Annotated in this window: 12 protein-coding genes; 6 read left to right on the forward strand and 6 right to left on the reverse strand. The window is 62.2% G+C overall.

Annotated features, from left to right (window positions below; translation table 11 throughout):
• Nucleotides 1-2: 2 nt before the first annotated feature.
• Together ACR9Y2_RS36280 and ACR9Y2_RS36285 are read right to left on the reverse strand one after the other, a co-directional pair.
• Nucleotides 3-2072: a S9 family peptidase gene (locus ACR9Y2_RS36280; RefSeq protein WP_435046796.1), complete on the reverse strand. Its 2070-nt coding sequence runs from the start codon at nt 2070-2072 to the stop codon at nt 3-5.
• Between the two features lie 472 nt (nt 2073-2544).
• A complete protein-coding gene (locus ACR9Y2_RS36285; protein ID WP_435046797.1) occupies nt 2545-4458 on the reverse strand; it encodes a tetratricopeptide repeat protein in 1914 nt (637 codons plus the stop codon).
• 84 nt (nt 4459-4542) lie between these two features.
• On the opposite strand from ACR9Y2_RS36285, the gene ACR9Y2_RS36290 reads away from it, so the two are divergent.
• Together ACR9Y2_RS36290 and ACR9Y2_RS36295 are read left to right on the forward strand one after the other, a co-directional pair.
• Nucleotides 4543-5736: an acyltransferase family protein gene (locus ACR9Y2_RS36290; RefSeq protein WP_435046798.1), complete on the forward strand. Its 1194-nt coding sequence runs from the start codon at nt 4543-4545 to the stop codon at nt 5734-5736.
• Between the two features lie 56 nt (nt 5737-5792).
• Complete coding sequence (locus ACR9Y2_RS36295) at nt 5793-6398, forward strand: hypothetical protein (protein WP_435046799.1); 606 nt, start codon at nt 5793-5795, stop codon at nt 6396-6398.
• A gap of 25 nt (nt 6399-6423) precedes the next feature.
• Here ACR9Y2_RS36295 and ACR9Y2_RS36300 read toward each other — a convergent pair whose 3' ends face one another.
• Nucleotides 6424-8097 carry a hypothetical protein gene (locus ACR9Y2_RS36300; protein WP_435046800.1) on the reverse strand — a complete coding sequence of 558 codons (1674 nt, stop codon included), beginning with the start codon at nt 8095-8097 and terminating at the stop codon, nt 6424-6426.
• Nucleotides 8098-8353: 256 nt separating this feature from the next.
• On the opposite strand from ACR9Y2_RS36300, the gene ACR9Y2_RS36305 reads away from it, so the two are divergent.
• The 3 genes from ACR9Y2_RS36305 to ACR9Y2_RS36315 all read left to right on the forward strand — a co-directional run bounded on the left by ACR9Y2_RS36305 (nt 8354) and on the right by ACR9Y2_RS36315 (nt 11341).
• Nucleotides 8354-9373, forward strand: a complete 1020-nt coding sequence (locus tag ACR9Y2_RS36305; RefSeq protein WP_435046801.1) for a Gfo/Idh/MocA family protein — start codon at nt 8354-8356, stop codon at nt 9371-9373.
• Nucleotides 9355-10200 carry a sugar phosphate isomerase/epimerase family protein gene (locus ACR9Y2_RS36310; protein ID WP_435046802.1) on the forward strand — a complete coding sequence of 282 codons (846 nt, stop codon included), beginning with the start codon at nt 9355-9357 and terminating at the stop codon, nt 10198-10200. The genes ACR9Y2_RS36305 and ACR9Y2_RS36310 overlap by 19 nt, the downstream gene beginning before the upstream one ends.
• Nucleotides 10201-10390: 190 nt before the next feature.
• A complete protein-coding gene (locus ACR9Y2_RS36315) occupies nt 10391-11341 on the forward strand; it encodes a phosphatase PAP2 family protein (protein WP_435046803.1) in 951 nt (316 codons plus the stop codon).
• On the opposite strand, the gene ACR9Y2_RS36320 is transcribed toward ACR9Y2_RS36315, so the two are convergent.
• A complete protein-coding gene (locus ACR9Y2_RS36320) occupies nt 11338-13176 on the reverse strand; it encodes a tetratricopeptide repeat protein (protein ID WP_435046804.1) in 1839 nt (612 codons plus the stop codon). The genes ACR9Y2_RS36315 and ACR9Y2_RS36320 overlap by 4 nt on opposite strands.
• 34 nt (nt 13177-13210) lie before the next feature.
• Between ACR9Y2_RS36320 and ACR9Y2_RS36325 the strand changes: the two genes are divergently transcribed.
• Nucleotides 13211-13597 carry a hypothetical protein gene (locus ACR9Y2_RS36325; RefSeq protein ID WP_435046805.1) on the forward strand — a complete coding sequence of 129 codons (387 nt, stop codon included), beginning with the start codon at nt 13211-13213 and terminating at the stop codon, nt 13595-13597.
• A 90-nt stretch (nt 13598-13687) separates the two neighbouring features.
• Here the strand turns inward: ACR9Y2_RS36325 and ACR9Y2_RS36330 are convergent, their stop codons facing one another.
• Both ACR9Y2_RS36330 and ACR9Y2_RS36335 read right to left on the reverse strand, forming a co-directional pair.
• Nucleotides 13688-16264, reverse strand: a complete 2577-nt coding sequence (locus tag ACR9Y2_RS36330) for a protein kinase domain-containing protein (protein ID WP_435046806.1) — start codon at nt 16262-16264, stop codon at nt 13688-13690.
• Between the two features lie 68 nt (nt 16265-16332).
• On the reverse strand, nt 16333-16908 hold the full coding sequence (locus tag ACR9Y2_RS36335) for an ECF-type sigma factor (RefSeq protein ID WP_435046807.1): 576 nt from the start codon (nt 16906-16908) through the stop codon (nt 16333-16335).
• Between the last annotated feature and the right edge of the window lie 143 nt (nt 16909-17051).

The following is a 17051-nucleotide window of genomic DNA, read 5'->3' on the forward strand; positions in this document are numbered from 1 at the left end:
CGCTATTTCGCGGCGGTTTGGCCGCTCACTTCCAGCGCCTTCAGCAGGAAGGCATAGTCGAACGCTGTGTCCTTGAAGCGCTCATACCGGCCCGATGCCCCGAAGTGCCCGGCACCCATGTTCGTCTTCAGCAGAAGGAGATTGTTGCCCTTCTTCATCGTCCTGAGCTTCGCCACCCACTTGGCGGGCTCCCAGTAGCTGACGCGCGGATCGTTCAATCCGGCCGTCACCAGCATGTTCGGGTAAGTCTGGCGTTCGACGTTGTCATAGGGAGAGTAGGTCCGCATGTAGGAGTAGTACTTCGGATCGTCGGGATTGCCCCATTCCTCATACTCGCCCACGGTCAGGGGCAGGGAAGCGTCCATCATCGTGCTGAGCATGTCGACGAAGGGCACCTTGGCCACGACCGCTCCGAAGAGGTCAGGCCGCAGATTCACTACCGCGCCCATCAGCAACCCGCCGGCGCTGCCGCCCAGGATGCCCAGCTTCTTCGGCTGTGTATAGCGCCTGGCAATCAGCATCTGCGCCGCCGCTATAAAGTCTGAGAAGGTGTGCTGCTTGTTCAGCATCCGCCCGGCCTCGTGCCACGGCTTGCCCAGATCGCCGCCACCGCGGATGTGGGCGATCGCGTAGACAAACCCGCGATCCAGCAGCGAGATCCGTTCCACGCTGAAGGTGGGATCCGATGAGATGCCATAGGCGCCATAGCCATACAGCAGGCATGGATTGGACCCGTCCTTCACCAGGCCCTTCCGTGAAACCACGGAAATGGGGATGAGCGTGCCGTCATTGGCCTTGCCCATGATGCGCTCACTGACGTAGTTCTCCGGCTTGAATCCGCCCAGCACGGCCTGCTGCTTGACGAGGGTCCGCTGCCGCAGGTTCATGTCGTAGTCGAACACCGAGGGCGGAGTCACCAGGCTCGTATAGTTGAACCGCAGCACCGGCGTGTCGTACTCCACTCCGCCGCCGCCTTTGAGCGTATAGTCCGGCTCGGGCATCGAAACCAGATGCTCCTGCGCGTCGGAAAACCGCCGCACCAGCAGCCGCAGCAGCCCCTGTGCCCGCTCTGTCACCACCAGATGGTCGGCGTAGGTGTCGACATCCTCCAGCGTGACGTCTTTCCGGGCGGGGATGAGCTCCTTGCGCGCCTCAGGATGCGCGATGGGCGCCTCCATCAAGCGGAATGTCTTGGCGCCCTCGCTGGTCCGCACATACCAGTTGCTGCCGTGGTCCGTTACCTGATACTCGACATCCTGGATTCGTGGGTAAAGCCGGGTGAACTTGCCTTCGGGCTGGCCCGTGCCCAGGTACCAGACTTCGGAAGTCGTCTGGCTGTCGCAGTCGATCAACAGGTACGCCTGGCTTCTGGTCTTGCTGATTGCGACTTCAAACCGCTCGTCCGCTTCATGGAAGACCTCGACGTCAGCCGCCGTCGAGCCCAAAGTGTGCCGGAACACCTTAAACGGCCGTTTCGACTCGTTCAATACGTTATAAAAAAGGGTCTTGTTGTCGGCGGCCCACTCCACGCTGTAGTAGGAGTTTTTGATCTGGTCCGGGAGCAGTTGCCCGGTTGCCAGGTCCTTCACGTGCACGGTGAACGTCTCATCCCCGGAGGTGTCGGTCGCATAGGCGAGCAGTTTCTGGTTCGGGCTGATGGAGAATGCGCCCACCTGGAAGTACTTCGCGCCCGCCGCCAGGACATTGCCGTCCAGCAGGACCTCTTCCGGACCGCCGGCGCCCTTCCGGCGCAGATATACCGGATATTGCTTGCCCTTCATGGTGCGCGTGAAATAGAAATACTCTCCGCGCTTCACCGGAGCGGAGGTGTCATCCTCCTGAATCCGGCCCACAATCTCCTGATAGATCTGCTCCTGCAGCGCCTTGGTGTCCCCCATCTGCGCCTCGGTGTACTTGTTCTCGGCTTCCAGATAAGAGACGACTTCCGGATTCGACCGGTCGCGCAACCAGAAGTAATTGTCTGTGCGCCGGTCACCATGCTTCTCCAGTTCCTTGGGAACCGTCTTGAGGGCGGGCGGCTTGACGTCAGCCGTTTGGGCGGGAGTTGACATAGATAAAGAAAGGCTCATCCAGAGCGCGGCTGCGCCGCAACGGGACAGGGATGCCATAACCACCATGATCGCACCATGCCCGCACCATGACCGCCGGGCGCCGTAACGAGTCGACCTCACTGACGGTAAACTCCGTCGAGATCCGGCAGATTGAGAGAAACAGCCCCAAATCGCGCATCCGACGGCATTCCTCCGCGATTTTTCCACTGTTCAGTTAAATTTCTCTCAGATTGAGCGCTGCCTCTTGCGCCCCGACGTTTTTTGGTATTGAATACAAGCAGGTCCTAATTACTGCATTGAGACGAGTACGAGCGGCAAGGACAGCTCCCAGGCTGTCAATGCTCGCTTCGAGGACGAAGGCGGCATACACCCCTCCGAATGCCGCCTTCCTTAAAATAAGCGGCCCGGCGAACCTCCTCCTCTGCCGGGCCGCTTCTCCTTTTTAGGGGGCGACGTCGGGCGACGTCCAGGGTTAGGGGGCAGCGTCCAGGCCCACCTGCCGCAGCAGTTCCTTGAAACGCGCTTCCTCATGCAAGGGCCGGAAACGTGGATCCACTTTGATCCAGATCACCTGGCTCTCGCGGGCCTGGATCGCCTCGGCCAGCATGGCCAGTGCCTTCTGCTTCTCACCCAGCATGGAATACGTGCGCGCCAGGTCCATCCGGTCTTCCTGGCCCGCCCGAACCTCAGCCTCGATGGCCGGCAAGCTGCGCCGCGCCGCTTCGATATCCCCCGCGAAATAGGCGGGCAGCCCGGTGAGGGGACGATTCGGATTGAGTCCCTGCAACTCGAGGGACTTCCGCATCGCTTCCTCTGCTTCCTTGCGGCGCCCCGCGAAACCCAAGGCCATGCCGAGGTCCCAGTACATGTCCGGGTGGATGTTCTTCAATTCGAGCGTACGCTTGTACTGCGCAGCCGCATCGTCGTACCGGCCCTCCACAAGCAAGGCGTAGCCATACGAGAAGTTAATGAACGAGGCCAGCGGATCCAACTCCAGGGCGCGGCGGTACTCGACGCGGCACTCCTTCATGCGCCCTTCCGGCAGCAGAACCGCCGCCGCGTACATGCCGTGCGCCACGGCCGAATTATCATCGATCGCCAGGGCGCGCCGTGCTTCTTCCTCGGCTTCGCGCCATTTCCACTCATGGAAGGCCAGTGTCAGGCCCAGGGCCGAATGCGCGTCAGCGAGTGTCGGATCCAGCGCAATGGCCCGCTCCGCCGTCCGCCTCGCGTTCGGCCACGCTACATCGGCCGGCAGTGAGTTGTAATACCCCAGCAGGGAGTAGGTGGACGACAATCCCGCCAGCGCGGGCGCATAGTCCGGGTCGAGCCTGAGGCATTCTTCAAAATACTCGATGCTCTTCTGCAAACCCTGCCGCGAATACAGGTTCGCCTGATACTTGCCCTTCAGGTAGGCGTTGTACGCCTCAATGCTCGAAGTCGTGCGCTTGCTTGCGCTTGCAGGGGCTGGACCGACCTGCACCCGCAACGCATTGGCAATCGACTGCGCGATTTCGTCCTGCACGGCGAAGACGTCCTTCATCGGCCGGTCGTACGTCTGCGACCAGACCGACGAACCGTCCTTGGGATTGGCCAGCCGTGCCGACACTCTCAGCCGCTCACCCTGCCGCCGGACACTGCCTTCCAGGACCATAGAAGCGTTGACGCGCATGGCCACCTCATCCAGACCCGCTTCGCGGCCCTTGAACTGCGCCATCACCGTGCGCGAGATCACCTTCAATCCCTTGACCCGCGCCAGCCGGTCCATGATCTCCTCAGTCAGGCCCTGGCTGAAGTACTCGTTCTCCGCCTCACCGCCCACATTCGCGAAGGGTAGGACGGCCACCGTCGCCAGCGGAGCCTGCCGCACGCGCCTCATGTACGACGTCTGCCAGTACCCCAGGGAGATGCCCACTACGGCCAGGCCCGCTATGATCCCCACCAGTTTCCAGCCGCGCGGCATGGGGGCCGACTCCACCTCCACCGTGGGCGGTTTCGGTGCTGCGATTGGGGCCACGGGGGCAGCGATTGCCGGTGAAACCTCGGCCAGCTTGCTGAAGGCAGGAACATACCCGCCCTTCGGCAACTCGATGCGTACCGACTCGGGCTTGCCTGCGCCGGCGTAATACTCCTCCAGCCGGCTGCGCAGCCGCCTCGCCTCCACCCGCACAATCGGGTCGGTCCGCGGGTCATACTCGGTGCTCCGCTGGAAGACTTCCACCCCCAGTACGGACTCCTTCAAGCGGTCGGTTTCGCCGCTGAGGGTCCGCTCCACCAGATAGGTGAGGAAAGAGGACAACCGCCCCGCGCCAGTAAATCCCGCGCTTTCCACAATCCGCCCCAATGCATCGCGGACTTCCTGCTGTGTCGGCCGTTGTTCAGTCATTTCAGTAGGTTACAGCTTGAGTATACCGTTAATCCTACCCCTCGCTACTCACGTTGACGGCGCTCGGCACGCCACCATGGCTGCATGAAACACGCCTCCGAACGCTTTCACGCCTTCGACGCCCTCCGCGCCGCCATGATGCTGCTCGGGGTCGCGCTGCACAGCTCCACCGCCTACTCCACGTTCCCCGATGTCTGGTGGCTGAAGGACCCGGTTACCAGCCGCTGGCTCGACGCCTTCCTTCTTTTTATCCACAGTTTCCGCCTGCCCGCGTTCTTCGTCATGAGTGGCTTCTTCGCCGCCCTGCTGATCACCCGCCGCGGGTGGCAGGGTTTCCTGGAGAATCGCGTTGCCCGCCTGGGCCTCCCCTTCCTCCTCGGGATGCTGGTCATGTACCCCTTCCTGAAGATCTGCAGTGTCTTTGCCTACTTTCTCGTCCGGGAGCCCGACGCCTGGAACAGGACCCTCGGCTGGCTGCGGGAGGGCCGGTTGGAACGCGCCATTGAACCCATGCACCTCTGGTTCCTCGAAATCCTGATGTGGCTCTGCCTCGCCGCCGCTCCGCTTGCCCCGCGCCTGAGCCGCTGGCTGAGCCGGCCCTGGTTTCGCTCGCTCCTCGCCAGCCGCCTGGCGCCCCTTTTCTGGGGCCTGCTGACCTTCGGCACGCTCCTCACCATGGAGTTCGGTATCCTCGACACCCCCCACAGCTTTGCCCCCCACTTCCGCATCCTGGGCGCTTATGCTGTTTTCTTCGCCTTCGGCTGGGGGCTCTATTGCCACCGCGACTCGCTTCCACTGCTCCGCGCCGCCGGCTGGCCCCACCTGGCGCTCGCTGTGCTGTTTACTTTCATCACGATCGGCGCCATCGACCGTCAGATGGCCAATCGCGCCGTCCGGGACTGGCCGGCCTTTCTCGCCACCTGCGCCGGCACCGCGCTTTCCGCCTGGTGCATGATCTTCGGCCTCATCGGGCTGTTCCTGCGGTACTTCTCCGCGGCTTCTTCCCGCCAGCGCTACCTCTCCGACTCCGCCTATTGGCTGTACCTGGTCCACCCGCCGGTGCTGGTCATCCTGCAACTCCCCCTGATGTTTCTGCCCTGGCCGGCCGAACTCAAAGCAATCATAGGCCTGTCGCTGGCCATCCCGATCCTGCTCGCCAGCTATCACTATTTCGTTCGAGCCACCTGGCTGGGTGTCATCCTGAATGGACGCAAATTCCCGGTGCAGCCCCAAACCACTGCAAATGAAACTTGTTTGGAGGCCCAAGCATCCGTATAATCGACAGAACCATCAGGAAAGCGGCCAGGTCTGCCGATCGCATTACAGAGGTCTTTATGGAGATCCTTGGTGACAGACACTTCGTCGAGATTCCGGGCGACAAACTCCACCAGTTGCCGCCTCTCCTCATCCGCGTGGGCGCCGAAGCCGCGCGAATGAGCCGGACCATCGAGATGGCCAGCACGCTCATCGAATCCGAGGACATGCTGCCGGCGCTTCCGATGGAGCCTATCGACCAGGAACGCCGCAGGATGGACCTCGCCATCCAACTCGTTGAGCAATACCTTGGCCTCATCGAGCACTGGCGATTGGGCGATGCGATTCTGGACTGGATTCGCCAGTGCGAAATGACTTTTGAGATGCGGCAGGACCTGCGTCCCCTGCTGCGCCCCGACGTGTGGCCGCACGCCGGCCGCTCGAGCTTTGTGATGTTGCTGCGCGACAAGGCCGTCGACACCAAGGGCATCGCTCCGGAAAGCGCTGTGGGCACGCGCCTGTCGTTCCGCCAGCCGCCGCCTTTGAACTGTTTCTCCGACCAGTTCCTGTTCTATTTGAAGGCGACCCTGGCCTCTACGGCCTACCAGACGTGGTCGAACCTCTCACCGGACCCGATCTCGGCCTTCCCGCCGGAGCGCTTCTCGTTTGAGGTGCACGCGATCTAGGCCGGGAACAGGCTCGGCTGGCGATTCAGTTCGCTCCGCCGGTTGGCGCGGGGGCAACGTAGACCTGAATATTGCGCAATGAGTCGATATTGTCGGCCCCGGCGACATGCAGGTAGAAGCGGTCGGTGCCCGCGAGCGCGGGCGCGCGCATTCGAACCCTTTGCCAGCCGGGCCACTCCATTACCCGGTCAATCACCAACGGCTGGACAGGTTCATACGGCCCCTGGAAGCCTGTGGCCATCTGAATCTGAACCTCATCCGGCGCCGAGATGCCTCGCATCCAGATCCACAGCTCTTCTCCCGCGAAGGCTGGATTCCCCTCAGCCACGAGCCCGCCGCGGGTTCCATTCTCCACGAACGGTTTGAGGGCTTGATACCACAGGGTGAACCCCAGGTTGCGCAGCACGATGAACGTCGGGTCATTCCTCTTCACCTCCATCCGGAACGTCACAGCTGCGAACGGCGATTCCGGTTGGTCTGCTACCAATTCCCCGGGCCCTTCGGGTGCATCCTCTGGAACGACGAATTCCACCCGCTTGTTCTCGTTGACGAGAGGAGCGACGGGCCGCCCCGAAACGGTCAGCGCGGCGTCCTTCAGGCCGTAGCCTGTAATGGTGACCTTCGAGCCAGGCACCAGGGATCCGTCCACACCCTGCATGAACGGCGTGTCCGGCACCAGTTCGATGGAGTCTTGCGTCGAAAGATCGATGCTGAGAATGCGGGCGCGGTCGGATGCCAAAACTGCCTTCGAGCCGTCAGCGGAGAGTGCGGCGGCGAGAACCTCCTCTTCGGGGTCTGATATGCGCCTCCAGGTGGCGGTCTCGATATCGTAGATCCACGCGCCGACCCGTCCACCCGGGTTTTCGATACCGTTGATCGACTTGGCGGTGATCAGGACTCTCGTTCCTTCTCCGCTGATGGATGGCTCTCCACAGGTATCACAGGACTCCGCGAGCACCTGCCGGGTTTTCGTTGCCACGTCCAACAGTGTGAGGACCGGCAGTTTGTGAGTCAAATCAGTGCTGAAACTGGTCGCGAGCCGGGCGTAGCGGTCCATCGAGATCTGGTTTGAATAGGCAATTGAAAGTGGCAGATATTCGGGAGACCCGCCGGGCTTCAGCAACGCGATGGAGCCAGACCCTGTAGTGACAATCGCCGTACCATCGTCGGCCACGCTGAAAGGCAGGATGCCCGAAGCGGGGAACTCCTGGCCAGTCCACAAGTCGACCGCCGCCGCCGGTACGAGGCCCTCCGCGGCTCCGGGGATGTTCTTCGCTTCCGCTGCAAACCACGCCCAACGCCCATTTCGGCTCAATTCCACCTTGCCGGCTCGTCCCCACCGTTGCCCATTCCTGTTCTCCACCATCCCGTAATAGTGGGCGGTCCAGGCATAGCCGGGACCGCCGATCGGGTTGCTAAGCCACCAGTTCGGATTCTCCAGGGTCCAGGCCATTACCTCGCCACCGTCGCTCAGCGCTGGTCTGAGAAAGCCGCCATAGCCCGCCGGCCCAGTGGCTGCCGGCACGAGTCCCGCGACGCCCGCGCTCCATTCGTACAGGCCCGCCTGCGGCCCTGAAGGATCGTTGCGCAACGTCCCGCCGGTAAATCGAACGTGGCTCGCACTCGCATCCGTGGCCAGGATGGAGAACTGGGCCTCGGCAACGGAGGCCGCCGCGATGAGAAGGAGGACGAACCTCATACGAGTCAGCACTGATTTCAATTTCCTTATTCTTGGACCGTTGCTGTGCCGAAGATTCCGGGGCAACGCCCTTGTCACTCCAAAGACTCGCAGGAGCGACGAATCCGGGTGCGCTTAACATTAAGATTTCAGCATCTTGAGGGCGAGGCCTGATAACTCCGGCCAGGGCCCGCCGGTACTCTCCAACGAATACGGAATCTTCTCGTTGGCCGGTCAGACACGCCAACTCGATCACCTTGCTACGATGGCAAAGTCTATGCGCATCGCAGTGGTCGGACTTGGCTTCATGGGGCTCACCCATCTGAAAGCCTACAAACGTATCCCCGGCGTCGACGTCGGCGCCGTAAGTTGTAATGATCCCAAGGTCCTGGCCGGAGACCTCTCCTCCATCCAGGGCAACCTCGACGTCGCCGGCGAGGCGGTCGACTTTCAATCGGCCCAGAAATTCGCCGACGCCCTCGAATGTGTGCGCGAGGCGGACGTAGACGCCGTGGACCTCTGCCTGCCCACGGCCATGCACGCGCCCATCGCCATCGCCGCCCTGCGCGCCGGCAAACACGTCCTCGTCGAGAAGCCCATGGCGCTCGATGCCGCGCAATGCGACGAGATGATGGCCGAGGCCGAAAAGGCCGGACGCCTGCTCATGAGCGCCCAGGTCCTGCGCTTCTTCCCCGCTTATACCCCGCTCATCGAAGCCGCCCAGGCCGGCAAACTCGGCGAGCCCCGCCACGCTCTATTCCGCCGCCGCTGCGCCGCACCCGGTTGGAGCGCCTGGCTCACCAATAAATCCACCTCCGGCGGCGGCGTCTTCGACCTCCTCATCCACGACGTCGACATGGCCCTCGTCTGCTTCGGCATGCCAACCGCTGTTTCGGCCACCGGCTATGAAGATCTCCCCGCCGGCGTCGACATGCTGACCGCGCAGCTCCACTACCCCTCGGGCTTCGCCGTCACCATCACCGGCGGCTGGCACCTGCCGTCCAACTACCCGTTCTCCATGGAGTACACCGTCGTCGGCCAGGACGCCGCCATCGAGTACAGCTCCGCTGGCCGGCCGCCCCACTGGTACGGCCGCGGCGAGGAACGCGCCCTGCCGCTCTCTGACGTCGACGGGTACCAGGCCGAAATCGAATACTTCGTCCACTGCATCCAGACCGGCTCGAAGCCCGAACGCTGCACTCCGCAGTCCTCGGCCGCAGCCGTGAAATTGACCCGCCTTCTTGAAGAAGCACGGGCCCGTCAAGGAGAAATCTTGCCATGTCCATTCTCACTCTGAAAGACCGCGAAGTCGGTATCTTCTTCTGGGCCGAGCCCGACGCGCTGGCCACCCTGCGCACGGTGAAGTCCTGCGGCGTCGTCTCGGGCCAGTTGGCTATCGATGGCACCGTGCAGCTCACACCGCAGACCACCGACGCCTGGAAAGCCGCCATCGCCGCTGAAGACTTCCATGTCTTTACCGTCTTCGCCGCCTATGAAGGCGAAAGCTACGCCGACATCCCCACCGTCGTCCGCACCGTCGGCTTCATGCCCGCCGATACTCGTGCTGCCCGCGAATTGCGCACCCGCGAGGTCATCGATTTCGCCGCCGCGCTCGGTGTGAAGAGCTTCGGCTGCCATGTAGGCTTCATCCCGCACGACCCCACCCATCCCGAGTACATCGCTGTCCGCGATCTCGTCCGCCGCATCGCCGACTACGCCGCCACCTTCGGCATGACCTATTGCCTGGAAACCGGCCAGGAGCCGGCCGATCAGCTCCTCGCTTTCTTCGGCGACGTAGACCGCAGCAACGTCAAAATCAACTTCGATCCCGCCAACATGATCCTCTACGGTTCCGGCGAACCCGTGGCCGCCTTTGAGCTCCTGGCCAGCCAGGTGATCAGTGTCCACGGCAAGGATGGCGACTGGCCCGATCCAGCCCAGCCCGGCTCCCTCGGTACGGAACGGATCCTGGGTGAAGGCTCCGTCAATATCCCCAAATTCATGGCGGCTCTGCGCGAAAAGGGCTACAACGGGCCCGTCTGCGTGGAGTCCGGAGTCCACGGAGAAGAGCAGCGCTGGCAGACGCTCAGCAACGCAGTGAAGCTCCTCAATAGCCTGCGCTAAATTGATTCTCAAACCGAAAGGGCCGCGGCCGGTGGAAATTCCGCCAGCTGCGGCCCCTCCTCATTTCAGGACGGTATCTCAAGCCTGTCAGATCCCCCAAAGTTGTCCACCGGTGCGGCCGGATTCTCTTGCTCAAACCGCATTAATTCGAGGCACATTTCTTCGGGAGTCATTGTAGGATTGAGAGACCATGCAGGCGCCGCCCTTTTTTCCACCCTGGGGACAGCAGACGGTAGAGGATGTCGCGGCGACTCAAGAGAATCTGGGCGTACCGCCACATTGGAAGATCAACCAGAATCTCGGCGCTGGGGCGCTGCGCAACACTTGGAACACATTCATTTCCAAGACACTCCAGGAAATCGGCGCCGTCCTCTGGCCTCCGTTTAGCTTTCAGGATCTGGATTGGCCACCCGGAACCGTACAGCAGCGTCTTCAGCTGACCGAAGCCGACCTGCTCATCCTGCTCGAACTGCAGAACCGGCCCGTGCAAATCATTGATGAGCTGATCTCCTCTCCTGTCAGTGGCCCCGTCGTCTCCAAGCATCGCGTGCATTTCGAACGCGAGGATCAGTCGTCCCTCGGAAGATTGCACGCTGAGTATGACGCCTCATTGCCGCCTGATCTGTTCGCGCAGATTCCACTACTCATCGTGGAAGGCCTGAATAACAAAAGTGCTTCCACCGCGAAACAACTCAAACGCAATTTCCAGCGGCCTCGCGCGTACCAGATGGCAACCCTCTCCGGCATTCATAACTACAAATACCTGCATGCCGATACGGCTGACTCTCCGTCCATGGTCAGCGGGCATTCCCTGGCCGGTACCATTGCCGTGGGTACGGTCATCGACACCTGGATCAAGAACAAGGTCCGCCTCAGCCAGGGCTCCTGGATTGCTCTCCAGCAATATGCCGTGGACATCGGTGACCGCCGCGTCTACGCTGGGGTTCACTATCCCGGTGACAACCTGGCCTCCTGGATCACCACGATGAAGCTCGGGAAAGAAGTGTTTGAGTCTCCGCAAACGCTCCAACACCTTTATGACGCGATCACGAAGAACTCGTATGTCTACAGTTTGATCGTGAAGTCGCGTCACATAGCCTACGAGCCTGCGCTGGAACTGCTCCATTCCCTGAAGCCTTAGCTCCTGCCCGCGGCCGCCAGATACGCGTGCTCTACTTCTTTTCCAACGGTCCTCGGGCTGAGATGCTTTCTCACGAGTCCTCGAAGATTTCTACGCAATTCGACGAGATCTGAGATCCGCCCTGCCTGCCGCGCTGCCACTGCTGCGTATTCTTTGACACTCGACGCAGTCCAATCCTCCAAGCCTAATCGGGCCATCAGGGAATAGCCGACCCGCGAGACGTGCGTGTCTCCTGCCATCGTCACCGTGGGCACGCCCATCCAAAGGCTGTCGCACGTTGTTGTCTGGCCGTTGTAGGGGAATGTGTCCAAGGCAATGTCGAACTCGCGCCGGATTGCGAGATACTTCGCGCGTCGCAGATTCCCGCCCAATTGAATGCGATCGGGTGAGACGCCACGCTTGCGGAATTCGCCCAGCAAGCGCTGCGACGCAGCGGAGTTCCGGTTCTCCAGGTCCTCGCTGTTGTAGCGCAGAATCAGCCGGGACCGTGGAGTCTCCAAAAGCGCCCCAGCCAGGCAGTCGAACACGACGTTGTTCAATTTCAGCGCCTTCTGCAGGACCCCGAACGTGATGAATCCATTCCGCACGGCTGGAGGCGGCGCGACGGCCGGAGCAAAGGGAATGCCCATGAAGGGCAGATATCCGCCCGCGAGGTGCCACGGCCGCTCAACGTACTTACGCGGGCTGCCGGCCGGATCGATCCACCGGTCAGTGAATATGTAGTCGATCTCCTGGACGCCGGTCGTGCTGGGATGGTTTGGATAGCTGAAGGATACGGGCGCCGGTCTCTGCCGGAAGACCGCCAGCCGCTGGTCGTCAAAGTGGCCGGAAAGGTCGACCAGTACATCGATCCCATCCCGCCTGACCTGGTCCGCGATCCGATCGTCACTCCAGTTCGACACGCTGTGGAAGCGCGTGGTCAACGCCCGGAACTCGTCGGTTCGGTCGTCTTCGCGCGCTCGCGAATGGTAGCCGTAAATGTTCACGGCTTCCGGGTTGTGGTACTTCACCAGAGGGAAGACGAAGTAATAAGCGGGGACTCTCGTAAACTCCCCCGTGAGGTAGCCGACACGCAGCTTGCCCCTGGAGCGGACCGGCCGTGCTGGCGCCATCGAGGCCTTGGGCGCTGGTGTGTATTTCCGGATCCAACCGCCGATCCTCCTGCACTCCGCCGCCGGAGTCTGGCTGGGCGAGCCCAGGGAGTAGTAGATCCGCATAGAGTCGATCTGCGCGAGGCTCAACCGTGCCTCCCGTTTCAGGTGGTCGCACGCGCGAGCCCCCTCGCTTTGGTCAAACAGGATCTCGGCCAGGATCGAATGGGCGGTGGGGCACCTTGGATTCCTGCGCAGCACCCGCTGGATGTCCGGCAGGATAGACTCCAGGTCGCCTGCTTCCCCTGCCGCCAGGTACAGCCCTTCCAGCGCAACCGCCAGGCGGTGACCCGTCTCGATCAGCCGCCGATACTCCGCGACCGAGTCCTTCGCTCGTCCGCTCTGGCGTAACGCCGCTGCTAGTCCCAGTGCGCTTTCGTGATCCTCGGGATCCAGGGACAACGCCCGCCGAAATCGCGCGCAGGCGGCCCGCCACCTGCCGGCGCGGAACAGCAGGACGCCCAGGTCCGATTGAATGATAGGCGAGGCAGGGAATCGCCGTGTGAGGTTGGCGAGGATTCGCTCGGACTCGGACGTCCTGCCCAATTCCGCGGCGCACAGCGCTTGCAGCCGGCTCCGTTCGGGCTCCAGTTGGTCAGCTGAAGCGGCCAGCATCGCTTCCGCACGGGTGTGGCGCCCGGCCGCTCTGTGACCGAGCGCCATCGACAGGGACTGTCTGGACATCGGATCAGGGTTTCTTTCGAGGAGGGCGCTTCTCGTGCCCGACGTCCTCTTTCACGCCACGCCGAGCCCGCTCATGCCCGACATCTTCGGTGACGAGACGCCGCGACCGCTCGTGCCCGACATCTTCGGTGACAAGGCGCCGAGCCCGCTCATGCCCGACATCCTCGGTGACAAGGCGCCGAGCCCGCTCATGCCCGACATCTTCGGTGACAAGGCGCCGCGACCGCTCGTGCCCGACATCTTCGGTGACAACGCGCCGCTCCCTCTCATGCCCGACATCTTCCTTGACCGGGCGCTTGGACTTCTCATGTCCAACATCCTCCGGATTGGGCCGCGCCGACTTTTTGGGGTGCGGATCCCTGTTCGCCTTCTTCTCGTGACCCGGATCTGCTTTCTTCTTACCGGTCTTTGGGGCTGTTAGTTCGACAGTCGACAGTTTCTGTCTTGGCGCCTTGGGGGCAGGCTTTTTCTTTTTGGCCATTGAAATGCCATCCTTTCCAACCGAGGTCTCTTACACTTGCATCGTCCGAAGCACGGCCTGATATCGGGCATTTGCGCTGAGTACTCGAAAAAACGGATTCGTTCGAATATACATCAGCACCCGGTCCCTACGGGAAACAGCTAATTCGATTAAGTCCATCGCTCTGTCGTGTTGTCCAAGCGCCGCATATGCGCGTGCAATGGTGGCCGGAGAAACCCGTCCGTCCCCCATGTTTGCCTCCAGCCTCGCAATGTAAGGCGCGGCCGCGGTGGCATCTCCAGCCAGGGCATAATACAGGGAATACATTCGATCGGAACTCCGCATCCCAGGCTGCACCGTTCGTGCTGATTTGCGCTCCGCCTGCTCCACTGCGGCTGCATGTTCCATCGCGATCCGGAAATGCTCCGTCCGTTCCGGGCCGCTGCTGAGCCAACCCTGGTAGGCATGGACATTGCCCGTCTGCTGCCGGCCGACTTGGGAATTCCGAACCCGGATCGCTTCCTCCTGCACCCTGATCGCTTCCGCGTAATTCCCGCAGAAAAAGAGGCCAATGCTGTACCCATTTCTGACGATCTGATCGAATGGGTCGAGATCCATCGCCCGGTGGTACCTCTCCAACACCTCCGGAGTCGTGCCAAACTGCAGCAACATGCCGGCATACCAGGCCTGCCCGCGGCCATGATCGGGCCGCAGCCGGAAGACCTCCTCGTAGCTCGCGCGCGCTCCATCCCAGTCCCAGGCCATCTGTCGAAACGATGCCAGCACCAGGTGTGTCTCCGGGAACTGAGGTCCCTCGCGCACAGCCCGGTCGGCGTACCCATGGCCCGCCAGCAGCAGTTCCGCTGTCGAATGGTACGATGCTTCGATCAGGCCGATATGCGCCTCCGCCATCGCCGCATAGGCCAAACCGAAGTGCGCATCCAGGCGCAGCGCATTCTCAAGATGCTGGATGCCCCGCAGCGTGTCCTCCAGAACTCTCGACCGCAACATGTGGATCGCCTGGAAATAATCCTGGAACGCCTGCGGGCTGGTCGTGACTGGCGGTATCTCCCCGCTCTGGCCGGAAATGACGGCAGCAGCGGAGTAGAGCGGACGTACCCGCCGCAACCCGCGTACAGCCGCCAGCACCACTTGCTGCTGCACCTTCCTCAGGTCGCCGCCCGTCCGCGGTTGGCGCTCGGTCCAGATCACAGCCGCCTTCGAGAGGTCGGTCATGTTCAGGACAATGCTCCCGTCCGGCTGCACTGCGCCGGCCAGCGCGAACTGGGCCGGCAGTTGTTGCGGAGCATTCCGCCGGGGCTCGGGGTGCCGCAGAATCCTGTACCCGCCGATGGAAGCGAGTTGGCGGACCATCTCGATCCACAGGCCGCCAGCCAGGTAGTCCAGGCCCTTGTCTCCACTCAGATTCTCAATCGGAAAGACCACAATGGGGATTGTCCGGGATTGCCACAATGCCAGCCCTGCCAGGGAAGCGGTGAGGCCCGCGCCGGCGATCACCGCCGCCCGGCGTCGCGTAAAGGCGGAGGAGCGCAGGCTGATCGTGCCGCGCAACAGCCCTTCGACGATAGCTGCGCTCGCGGGTCTGCGCGCCGGATCGCGATGCAGGCAGGTTCGCGTAGTTTCATCCCAACGGCTGCTGATGGCCGGGTTCCGCTGCCTGGGCGACGGAGTTGGACCGTCGGCGCGGCGCGTCAGCTGTTCCAGATTCTCCGCGATGCCGTAAGGCTTCTCCCCCGTGGCCAGTTCGAAAAGGATGACGCCCAGCGCGTATATGTCGGTCGGAACGCCTGCCCGCGCACCGGAGAATATCTCCGGCGCCAGATAATCCGGGGTTCCGAAGAGATCGCCCACCGTTCGGTCCCCCTCCATCCCGCTGAAGGCCGCCTGTCTTCGGGAAAGGCCGAAATCGGTAATCACCGCCCGCGGACCGTCGGCTCCCGGGACCAGAATTACGTTGGCCGCCTTGAGGTCGCGATGGATGATTCCACACTTGTGGGCGGCGTCCAGCCCCGCGCAGAGCTGCACCGCAATGTGAAAGGCCAGCGTATCGGGGATCCTGGAGTCCGTGGCCAGATAGTCCCGCAACGTGGGGCCATTCAGCAGTTCCATCGCCAGGATGACCACCTCCCCCCTGTCTCCGTCCAACGAGTGCCGCACCAGGTCGTGAATCCGGCAGACGTTGCGGTGGGTGACCTCCCGGGCCAGCAGAGCCTCCTGGCGTAAGCGTTGCTGGGCAAATGGATCGTCGATGCCATTCAACTGGACTGTCTTGATGGCCACCTCGATATTCATCTCCCCATCAAACGCAGAGAACACCTCGCCCATGCCCCCTCGGCCAATCAGCCTGTCCACCCGGTACCGGTTCGCCACCAGGTCCCCTGGCGCGAAAACAGGCCGCGCTTGCGGCCTCAGGCCCAGCATCGACGCGGCCGATGTCTCCAGCAGCGGCTCTGCCTGTTCGCCCAGTTCCAGCAACCGGATCACTTCCCTGATCGCCTCTGGCTCGGTGCCGCTGCAGCTCTCGAACCACCGTTCACGGGTCTCCGGAGGCAATTCGAGTGCCTGCTCGTAGAGCGCATACACTCTTTGCCATCTCTCCGGAGTCATTCGTTCAGTGCCTCAAATGGTAGAAGCGTAGACTACTGGTCGAAGGGGTCAATTGTTTCGCCGGACTCCTATGCGGAATCCGCGCGCCGCGACAACTCTCCGGTCAGCCAGGCCTTCGCAACATTCCAGTCACGCTTGACAGTTCGCGACGCGATGCCCATGTAGTCGCCAATCTCTTCCACTGAGAGTCCCGCAAAGAAACGCATCTCGACCACCTGCGCCTGGCGCGGCGCGAAGATGCGGAGCCTGTCCAGCGCCTCGTCCAGGGCCAGCACCATCTCCAGTCCCCCGCCGGTGACCATCATTTCGTCGCTCAACTCCACCCGCTTGTTGGCGCCGCCTCGCTTGGCGGCCTTCCTCTGCCGCGCATAATCCGTCAGCACTTTGCGCATTACGTGCGATGATGTCGCAAAAAAGTGGGTGCGCCCGGCCCATCCACTGGCAGGTGGTGTTGTCAGACGGATAAAAGCTTCATTTACCAGCGCGGTCGGCTGCAGCGTATGCCCGGCCCGCTCGTTTTTCAGATACCGCGCAGCCAGGCGGTGGAGTTCCATATATATGTGGGGGACCAGTTCAGCCTCGGCCGACCGGTCTCCCTCTGAGAGGCGGTTCAACAGACCCGTGATCTCAACTTGCGTAGACATGACCGATGAATAGATCGAGTGTACTCGAGATTTGCGGGATTGTTGCCAAGTGGATTGTAGAAACATACTAAATTGAGGGCTGTGGCCTGACATTGATCGGCATCTTCGATTTGTCCAGCCGCCGCACTGCCCCTCGCGAGATG

This window comes from Paludibaculum fermentans (genome assembly GCF_051172195.1).
Classification (GTDB): Bacteria; Acidobacteriota; Terriglobia; order Bryobacterales; family Bryobacteraceae; genus Paludibaculum; species Paludibaculum fermentans_A.